Origin of the sequence: Mesorhizobium sp. M7A.F.Ca.CA.002.09.1.1, assembly GCF_003998555.1 — a bacterium.
In the GTDB taxonomy this organism is placed as follows: domain Bacteria; phylum Pseudomonadota; class Alphaproteobacteria; order Rhizobiales; family Rhizobiaceae; genus Mesorhizobium; species Mesorhizobium ciceri.
In genome coordinates, this window is record NZ_RZRR01000136.1 from 1 (window position 1) to 8,674 (window position 8,674).

Genomic DNA, 8,674 nt, shown 5'->3' on the forward strand with positions numbered 1-8,674 from the left:
GCGAGCGCGCTTCCGCTGGACTGCCCAGGCTGGTCATGACAGTGCCGGGACCGATCTGTCGCGCATCGTTCAGGCGGCCTTCTTTTCGACGGTGCCGGTATTCATCGTGCTCTGCTCGACCGCGTCGATCGTCGGCCGTTCATAGGACGAGATGGTCTTGCGGCCGAACTCGATCGCCACCTGCGGCAGCGCGCCGTTCATGTAGGCCAACAGCGTCTGCTTGACGATGATATAGAGGCGGTTCTTCTTCTCGCGCACTGTCTTGATCTTGGTGGCGACCGGTCCGACCACAGAATAGGACAGGAAGATGCCGAGGAACGTTCCGACAAGCGCGGCACCAATCAAACCGCCGAGAATTTCCGGCGACTGGTCGAGCGCGCCCATCGCCTTGACCACGCCGAGCACGGCGGCGACGATGCCGAGCGCCGGCAGGCCATCGCCCACCGCCACCATCGCGTGATAGGCCTTCATCTTGTCGGACCTGATGGTCTGGATTTCTTCGTCCATCAGCGCCTCGATCTCGTGCGAGCGGGCATTGCCGATGATGATGATGCGGCAGTAGTCGCAGATGAAATGCGTCAGATCGTGGTTATGCAGCACGGTTGGGAACGCCTGGAAAATCGCCGACTCTTCCGGATTGTCGATATGCGCCTCGACCTCGCTGCGGGATTTCGAGCGCAGCTCGCGCATCAGCGAGTGCAGCACGCCGAGCGTTTCGAGATAGTCCTGTTCCTTCGGCACCGCCTGCTTGAAGGCTTCGAGAATGCCCTTGCCGGTATCCTTGACCGTCTTCATCGGATTGGCGACGAGGAAGGTGCCAAAAGCCGCACCACAGATGATCACTGCCTCCCAGGGCTGGATCAGCACGTGAAGATGGCCGCCCATGGCCATGAAGCCGCCAAGGACGCAGCCGAGCGTTACCACCAGTCCAATCAGAATGCCCACGACAGGTCCTTCCGCATTTCACATCAGGAGCTAGGGATAGCCCCCGTGCCTTGTGTGAGGCTTGAATCGAAGGCGTCGGAGACGATTCAGTTTCGCGCAAGGAAGTAGGGGTATTGTCCGGACATAGCTTCGGCCGGAGGCACCTCTTTGCTTAATACCTTTACCAGCTACCAGCTCATCACCAGGGACATTTCAAAGTCGATCGACAGGATCGAGCAGCAGCCCGTGGTTGATCGCGACACCAAGTATTATCTGGACAACATCACCAAGGTGAAATCGATCGACGATTTCGTCAAGAATGACCGTTTGTTCAAATATGCCATGAAGGCCTACGGGCTCGAGGACATGGCTTACGCCAAGGCCTTCATGGTCAAGGCACTCAAGGAAGGCGTCTCCGATCCCAACAGCTTCGCCAACAAGCTGACCGACAAGCGTTACGCCGAATTCGTCAGGGCCTTCAATTTCGCCGCCAACGGCACCAGTACGACTGTCTACAACAAGGCGCAGCAACTGGTGACCAGCAACTATGCGCTGCAAGTCCAGATCGGCGCCTCGCAGAAGGGGCTCCCTTACTACCAGAGCGAAACCGCCTACTACGTCACCAACATCGCCAAGGTTAGATCGGTCGACGACCTGATGGGCGACAGCCGCCTGCTGACATATGCGATGGCCGCTTTCGGACTCGACGCCGCAACCGAACCTGCCGCAACCGTCAAGGCGATGCTCGAAGGTGGCGTCAGCGATCCCGACAGTCCCGCCAACAAACTGCCCGACAAGAGCTACGCCAAATTCGTCGCAGCCTTCGACTTCGCCCAGTATGGCGATCAGACGACCATGCGCGACGATGTCCAGCAGGCGGTGCCGAAAGGATACATGGCCGGAGCCGGACTGACATTGGTCGAGCCAAGCGCGCAATATATCAAGGGCGAGGCCGATTATTACGCGGCAAACATTTCCAAGGTGACGTCGATCGACAACCTCATGGCGGACAAGCGCCTGCTCACCTTCGCCATGGCTTCCTACGGACTTGATGCGTCAACCGAAACGCCGCAGCAGATCCGCACAATGCTCGAGGGCGGCGTCAGCGACCCCGACAGCCCAGCAAACAAGCTGACGGATAAACGGTACGCCAACTTCGTCACGGCCTTCAACTTTGCCCAATATGGCGATCAGACAACGTCGCGCGACGAAGTGCAGAAAGACACCCCGAAAATCTATACGACGGAGTCGGCGCTTGGCCTGATCGCGCCGAATGCGGACTACATCAAGTCGGAGACCGCGTACTACCTTGCCAACGTCACGAACGTGAAATCCATCGACGACCTGATGGCCAACAGCCGATTGTACAACTACGTGCTCTCGGCCTACGGACTGGACCCGGCGACGGAAAGCAAGGACCTCATCCGCAACGTTCTTGCCGGCGGCATTCGCGACGCCGACAGCGTCGCCAACAAGATGACCAACAAGGCCTATGCCGGGCTGGCCGCCGCCTTCAACTTCGAACAACATGGCGAAGCGGCCACCACCATCAATCCGGCGCAGCAGCCGACCGTCGACAAATACATGCGCCAGACCCTCGAAGAGGATGCCGGCCAGACCAACCAGGGCGTGCGGCTGGCGCTTTATTTCGATCGCAAGGCCCCAACCATCACCAGTTGGTATGACGTGCTGGCCGACACTGCGCTTGCCAGTGTCGTGCGCACCGTGCTCGGCCTGCCCGATTCCTTCGCCACCGCCGATGTCGACAAGCAGGCGCAGCTGTTCGAGCAGAAACTCGACATCTCGGATTTCTCCGACCCCGAGAAACTCGGCAAGTTCCTGACGCGCTTCACCAGTATGTACGAGATCAACAACCCGACTTCATCGGCCGTCACCTCGGTCAGCGTGCTGTTTGCCCAGCCACTCACCGTCGGCATCTCCACCGACCTGATGATGGCCATGCAGAAACTGAGGTTCTGAGACCATCATGCGGGACAGCCTGTACGTCGCTCTTTCATCGCAGATCGCGCTCGAGCGGCGCCTCGACACCATCGCCGACAACGTCGCCAACGCCTCCACGATCGGCTTTCGCGCCACCGGCGTGAAGTTCGAGGACGTCGTCTCTGGCACCGGGCAGAAATCGGTGTCATTCGCCTCCCCGGGCAAGACCTACCTTTCCGGCGCCCACGGTGCCTTGAGCGAGACCGGAAATCCCTTCGATTTCGCCATCCAGGGCGATGCCTGGTTCGCTATAGAGACGCCGGTCGGCACCGTCATGACCCGCGACGGCCGTTTTTCGATGAACGAGAACGGCGAACTGATGTCGATCGAAGGCCACCCGGTGCTCGATGCCGGCGGCTCGCCGATCCAGCTTGACCCCCGCAACGGTCCGCCCAAGGCCGGGGCCGATGGTTCGTTGCGCCAGAACGATCAGCTTGTCGGATCGATCGGCCTCTACAATTTCGATCCAGGCGCGAACTTCGTCCGCTATGGCAATTCCGGCATTGTTCCGGCACGCACCCCGGAGCCTGTCACCGATCGCTCCGATATCGGCGTTGCCCAAGGTTTTCTCGAAGAGTCCAATGTCAATCCGGTGCTGGAGATCACCAGGTTGATCATGGTCCAGCGCGCCTTCGAGAACACGGCCGCCCTGATGCGCCAGACCGACTCGTCCACCGACGAGGCGATCAAGACGCTCGGCTCGAAATAGTCCATGTCGCTCGACCAGCCATCCCTGCGGGCACTCGAAAGACAACTCCAGCCGGCACCGGAAGACCGGCTTGCCGCCCTGGAACGGGTCTGGCGGCGTTTCGCCGACGCCGAGGCACTGCTCAAGCGCGGCGGCCGCGTCATCGAAGTCACGCCCACGCACTACAAGGTGCACGGCCTTTCCGGCTTCGCCAGGCTGGGTGACATCGTCGAGCAGCCCGGCCATGCCGGTGCGCGCCGCGGCGAGATCGTCAAGATCGGCCGCGACGAGGCCGTCGTGGCACCCTTCGAACGCAGCGCCGATTCCGGCATCGGTGATGCCGTGTTCCGCCGCGGTCCGCTTGTGGTGGCACCGCATGCCTCATGGCGCGGCCGCACCATCGACGCACTCACCAGGGCGATCGATGGCGGCCCGCCGCTCGCCCGGGGAGACGACACATCGCGCGGCGCCCAGACGACGCCGGGCGCCATGGCGCGGCAACGCGTCGGCACTGCCTTCATGACCGGCGTCAAGGTCATCGATATCTTCACGCCGCTCTGCTTCGGCCAGCGCCTCGGCATCTTTGCCGGCTCCGGCGTCGGCAAGTCGACGCTGCTCGCCATGCTCGCCGGAGCCGACGCATTCGATACCGTCGTGGTGGCCCTCATCGGCGAACGCGGCCGGGAAGTCCGTGAATTCCTCGAGGACACGATCGGCGACAGCATGGCCAAGACCATCGCCGTCGTCGCCACCAGCGACGAAAGCGCCATGATGCGCCGGCGTGCGCCGGACACCGCCATGCGCGTCGCCGAGCATTTTCGCGACCAGGGGCATCGCGTTTTGCTGGTGCTGGATTCGATCACCCGCTTCGCTCACGCCTTGCGTGAGGTGGCGACGGGAACCGGCGAGCCGCCGGTCGCCCGCGGTTATCCGGCCTCGGTGTTCACCGAATTGCCCAAGCTGCTCGAACGCGCCGGGCCGGGTACGGAAGGCAAGGGATCGATCACCGCCATCATTTCCGTACTGGTCGACGGCGACGATCACAACGACCCGGTCGCCGATTCCGTGCGCGGCATCCTCGACGGCCATGTCGTGCTCGACCGCACGATCGCCGAACAGGGTCGCTACCCCCCCGTCAACCCGCTGTCGTCCATATCGCGGTTGGCCGGAAAGGCCTGGAGCGTCGAACAGCGCGCGCTGGTGACAAGGCTGAAGTCGATGATCTCGCGCTTCGAGGACACACGCGATATCCGCTTGCTCGGGGCCTATCAGGGCGGCGTCGATGCCGAACTCGACATCGCCGTGCGCCAGGTGCCGCTGATCTATGAAGCGCTGACGCAAGGGCCGAAGGATCGCCCCTCAGCCGACCCGTTCTCCGATCTCGCCCGCCACCTCAAGAGCAAGCTGAACGCCGATGCCGGAGACTGAACGCGAATACACCGAGCGCATCCTGCGCGACATGATCGCCGAGGCCAATGCCGCGCAGCAGGCAGAGGCTGACACGGCGAGAACCGCCAAAGCAAAGGCCGCCCGTGCCATCGCGGCCAAAGCCGAGGCCGTTCTGGCCAGAGCCGTCAAGCCAATCCTGCCACGGGCTGGCAAAGCCGATCCTGATCTGGCCAGGCCCGTCGAACCCGCTCTGTCCCGGGCTCCCCAGGCGGTGGCTGCCGAGATGACGCAGGCCAGCCGGGAATCGCTGATCGACGGCCTGTTCCCGCGCACCGAATGGCCGCAGCCGCCAAAGGCGCCGTTTCCCCGACTGGAGAAGAAGTCCGACCGACGCAGCGATTTCGTCATTGCCGCGCTCGGCATCGCGCTCGGCCTGATCTGCGCCCTGTTCCCCTGGTATATCTTCTTCAACCAGGACCAGTTTGGCGTCCAGGCGATGAAGTTCGGCGGCACAGGCTCTAATTCCGGGCGAGCGGGCGGCGGCGTGGTCGCCGAACGCAGCGCGCCGCTGACGGCAAAGGACGTTCCCGCGGCCAATCTCGATCTTCTTGCCACGGGGACGGTGCGGGATGATGCCGATCCCGCAGCCGCATCCGACGAGCAACCGTTTCCGGCCGACGCGGCGAAATTCCGCATGGTTCATGTCGCCAACGGCCGCGCCATGATCCAGGACGACGCTGGCCTCTGGATGGTCCAGCGCGGCTCGATACTGCCGGATTCCAGCAAGGTATCCTCCATCGAGCAGCGCAACGGCAAATGGGTCATGATCACCAGTGCCGACCAGGTGATCGAACTGTCCCGATAAACGATCTCCGGCTTCCGGCCATCCGCAAGGCCCGCGCAAGACTGGCGGCCTAGTCTCTGGGTACCTGCTCGGAGATTCCCATGGAGCCCGTTTCCCTTTTCGACCTCGCCGCCAAGCAAGCGCAATGGCTGGCCGTGCGCCAGTCGGCCGTGGCCGGCAACATCGCCAATGCCAACACGCCAGGCTATACGGCAAACGACGTCGAGCCATTCGAAAAAGTGCTCGACCGCGCCGCCGTATCGCTGCAGGCCACCCAGGCCGGCCATCTCGGCAATGCAGCGACCAATGCCGGCTTCACCATCAAGCCGCAGGAAGATGACGGCGTTGTCATGCCGTCCAAGAACTCGGTCGTGCTGGAAGACCAGTTGCTGAAGGCCGGCGAGGTGCGCCGGTCCTTCGAGCTCAACACGGCGATCGTCAAGGCGTTCCATTCGATGATGATGATGGCGGTGAAGAGCTGACCATGGACGCACTGACCGCAGCCCTCAAAGTCGCAGCATCCGGCCTCGGCGCCCAGTCGGAACGCCTGCGCGTGGTTTCCGAGAACCTCGCCAACGCCCAGTCGACGGGCACCGCGCCCGGCTCCGACCCTTATCGCCGCAAGACCATCAGCTTCGTCTCCGAGCTCGACCGGGCCTCCGGCAGTTCAACGGTTGCAGTGAACTCGATCGATCGAGATCCCAGTGACTTTCCAGTCGAGTTCCAGCCCGGCAACGAGGCCGCCGACGAGAAGGGCTACGTCAAGATGCCCAACGTCAACGTGCTGATCGAAATGGCCGACATGACCGAGGCCAATCGCTCCTACGAGGCCAACCTTCAGGTGGTCAAGCAGGCCCGCGACCTGATTTCCATGACCATCGACCTGATGAGGAACCAGTAATGATCAGCGGTATCGGAGCCCTTCAGTTCAAGCCGTCGATCGGCGGCGATGACGCCGCCACAAGCCTGCTCCAGGGCGGCGCGACACCGTCGGCCGGTGGCAATGTCGGCACCTCCTTTGCCGAGGCGCTGAGCCAGGCAGCCTCCAAGACCGTCGACACGATGCAGAATGCCGAGCAGGTATCGATGCAGGCGCTCAAGGGCGATGCCGACACCCGCCAGGTGGTCGACGCCGTGATGAGCGCGCAGCAGGCGCTTCAGACCGCCGTCGCGATACGCGACAAGGTGGTCTCTGCCTATCTCGAAGTCAGTCGAATGGGCATCTGAGGAATTCCGCCATGAAAGCACTCGCCATCGCCGCCACCGGCATGAATGCCCAGCAGACAAATCTGGAAGTCATCGCCAACAACATCGCCAACATCAACACCACCGGCTACAAGCGCGCCCGTGCCGAATTCTCCGACCTGCTCTATCAGGTCGACCGCACGCAAGGCGTGCCCAACCGCTCCAACGCCTCGCTGGTGCCGGAGGGCGTCTCGATCGGCCTCGGCGTCAAGACGACGGCGGTGCGCAACGTGCACACCCAGGGCGAACTGACCAGCACCGGCAACAGTTTCGACCTGGCGCTGACCGGCAGGGGCTGGTTCCAGATCGAGGGTGCCGACGGCGGCACGCTCTACAGCCGCGCCGGCGCTCTCAACACCAACGCCACCGGCCAGCTGGTGACGGTCGACGGCGCTGCGGTCATTCCGGCAATCAATGTTCCCGTTGATGCCGTCGAGGTCATCGTCAACAAGACCGGCCAGGTCTTCGCCCGCATCGACGGCCAGACCGACCTGCAGAACCTCGGTCAGCTTCAGATCGCCAATTTCGCCAACGAGGCCGGCCTGGCGCCGCTTGGCGACAATCTGTTCCAGGAAACCACGGCTTCGGGGCCCGCGAATGTCGGCGTGCCTGGCGATCCCGGTTTTGCCACCATCCAGCAGGGCTATCTCGAAGCCTCCAACGTCGACCCGGGCAAGGAAATCACCGAACTGATCTCGGCGCAGCGCGCTTATGAGATGAACTCCAAGGTCATTCAGGCCGCCGACGACATGGCCTCCGTGGTCTCCAAGAACATCAGGTAACGCATGATGTCGACGCCCGGCCTCCTGTCCGCATTCCGCCGCACCGCGCTCGTCCTTGCGCTGGTGACCGGCACGATGCCGGCTTTTGCCCAGGAATCGGCCAACCAGTCGGCCACCCGGATCGCCAGCAATCAAGCTGGCGGCGAGGTGGTGCTTATTCCGAGCCGGGTTATCTATCCCGGCGAGACCATCAACCTGGCTGCCCTGAAACAGGTCACCCTTATCGTCGGCAAGCACAAGCCGGAGGCGGTCGCCACACGGGCCGAAGAACTGGATGGCAAGGTCGCCAAGCGCACCTTGCTGCCCGGCCGCTACATTCCCTCCGCCGCCATCCGCGAGGCCTGGCTGGTCGAACAGGGTGCCTCCGTGCAGATCTTCTTCATCGCCGGCGGCCTGACGATCTCGGCGACCGCCGTGACGCTGCAACCAGGAGCCGCGGGCGACCTCGTCAAGGTTCGCAACATCGACAGCGGCAAAATCCTGTCCGGCACGGTGATGGCGGATGGAACCATCCAGGTCAGCGCTTCATGATGCGCGGGCTTACCTTGATCCTGGCAGCCGTGCTTGGCCTGCAGCCGGCGCTGGCCGACGGCCTGACGCCGAAGGCCAAGCGCGAGCTCGCCGCCAAGAATGGCGGCGTCTACAACGATCCCGAATATGATCCGGCCACCACCAGCCGCATGTTCCGGGTTTCGACCGGGCCGAGTTCGCTGCCGCCGGGCCAGGTCGCCTCGCGTATCAAGGACATCGCCCAGCTGCAGAGTTCGCGCGACAATCAACTCGTCGGCTACGGCCTGGTCA

Annotated in this window: 10 protein-coding genes and 1 pseudogene; 10 read left to right on the forward strand and 1 reads right to left on the reverse strand. The window is 63.1% G+C overall.

Annotation, left to right across the window (positions count from 1 at the left end):
• Nucleotides 1–69 precede the first annotated feature (69 nt).
• The gene (gene motA / locus EN994_RS08745; RefSeq protein ID WP_013529803.1) at nt 70–945 is read right to left on the reverse strand and encodes a flagellar motor stator protein MotA; all 876 of its coding nucleotides are present in this window, start codon (nt 943–945) and stop codon (nt 70–72) included.
• A gap of 147 nt (nt 946–1,092) precedes the next feature.
• Here motA and EN994_RS08750 point away from each other — a divergent pair, with 147 nt between their 5' ends.
• The 10 genes and pseudogenes from EN994_RS08750 to EN994_RS08795 all read left to right on the forward strand — a co-directional run.
• Nucleotides 1,093–2,904: a DUF1217 domain-containing protein gene (locus tag EN994_RS08750; protein WP_063168915.1), complete on the forward strand. Its 1,812-nt coding sequence runs from the start codon at nt 1,093–1,095 to the stop codon at nt 2,902–2,904.
• Nucleotides 2,905–2,911: 7 nt separating this feature from the next.
• The gene (flgF, locus tag EN994_RS08755) at nt 2,912–3,634 is read left to right on the forward strand and encodes a flagellar basal-body rod protein FlgF (RefSeq protein WP_013529801.1); all 723 of its coding nucleotides are present in this window, start codon (nt 2,912–2,914) and stop codon (nt 3,632–3,634) included.
• Nucleotides 3,635–3,637: 3 nt separating this feature from the next.
• Entirely contained in the window at nt 3,638–5,041 is a 1,404-nt protein-coding gene (gene fliI, locus EN994_RS08760) for a flagellar protein export ATPase FliI (protein WP_024502685.1), read from the forward strand.
• Nucleotides 5,028–5,867: a hypothetical protein gene (locus EN994_RS08765; RefSeq protein ID WP_063168916.1), complete on the forward strand. Its 840-nt coding sequence runs from the start codon at nt 5,028–5,030 to the stop codon at nt 5,865–5,867. Before fliI ends, EN994_RS08765 begins: the two co-directional genes overlap by 14 nt.
• Nucleotides 5,868–5,947: 80 nt before the next feature.
• Nucleotides 5,948–6,328: a flagellar basal body rod protein FlgB gene (flgB, locus tag EN994_RS08770; RefSeq protein ID WP_013529798.1), complete on the forward strand. Its 381-nt coding sequence runs from the start codon at nt 5,948–5,950 to the stop codon at nt 6,326–6,328.
• A gap of 2 nt (nt 6,329–6,330) precedes the next feature.
• Entirely contained in the window at nt 6,331–6,747 is a 417-nt protein-coding gene (gene flgC, locus EN994_RS08775; RefSeq protein ID WP_013529797.1) for a flagellar basal body rod protein FlgC, read from the forward strand.
• A complete protein-coding gene (locus EN994_RS08780; RefSeq protein ID WP_013529796.1) occupies nt 6,747–7,073 on the forward strand; it encodes a flagellar hook-basal body complex protein FliE in 327 nt (108 codons plus the stop codon). The genes flgC and EN994_RS08780 overlap by 1 nt, the downstream gene beginning before the upstream one ends.
• Nucleotides 7,074–7,084: 11 nt before the next feature.
• A complete protein-coding gene (gene flgG, locus EN994_RS08785) occupies nt 7,085–7,873 on the forward strand; it encodes a flagellar basal-body rod protein FlgG (RefSeq protein WP_127307485.1) in 789 nt (262 codons plus the stop codon).
• A gap of 3 nt (nt 7,874–7,876) precedes the next feature.
• The gene (gene flgA, locus EN994_RS08790) at nt 7,877–8,404 is read left to right on the forward strand and encodes a flagellar basal body P-ring formation chaperone FlgA (protein WP_063168917.1); all 528 of its coding nucleotides are present in this window, start codon (nt 7,877–7,879) and stop codon (nt 8,402–8,404) included.
• Nucleotides 8,401–8,674, forward strand: a pseudogene (locus EN994_RS08795) (flagellar biosynthesis protein FlgI); the annotation flags it as partial. The gene flgA and the pseudogene EN994_RS08795, both read left to right, overlap by 4 nt.

Bases quoted from the DNA above. Each gene is read 5' to 3' on its own strand.
- flgF (WP_013529801.1), top strand. From the start codon at position 2,912: ATGCGGGACAGCCTGTACGTCGCTCTTTCATCGCAGATCGCGCTCGAG.
- fliI (WP_024502685.1), top strand. From the start codon at position 3,638: ATGTCGCTCGACCAGCCATCCCTGCGGGCACTCGAAAGACAACTCCAG.
- EN994_RS08765 (WP_063168916.1), top strand. From the start codon at position 5,028: ATGCCGGAGACTGAACGCGAATACACCGAGCGCATCCTGCGCGACATG.
- flgB (WP_013529798.1), top strand. From the start codon at position 5,948: ATGGAGCCCGTTTCCCTTTTCGACCTCGCCGCCAAGCAAGCGCAATGG.
- flgC (WP_013529797.1), top strand. From the start codon at position 6,331: ATGGACGCACTGACCGCAGCCCTCAAAGTCGCAGCATCCGGCCTCGGC.
- EN994_RS08780 (WP_013529796.1), top strand. From the start codon at position 6,747: ATGATCAGCGGTATCGGAGCCCTTCAGTTCAAGCCGTCGATCGGCGGC.
- flgG (WP_127307485.1), top strand. From the start codon at position 7,085: ATGAAAGCACTCGCCATCGCCGCCACCGGCATGAATGCCCAGCAGACA.
- flgA (WP_063168917.1), top strand. From the start codon at position 7,877: ATGATGTCGACGCCCGGCCTCCTGTCCGCATTCCGCCGCACCGCGCTC.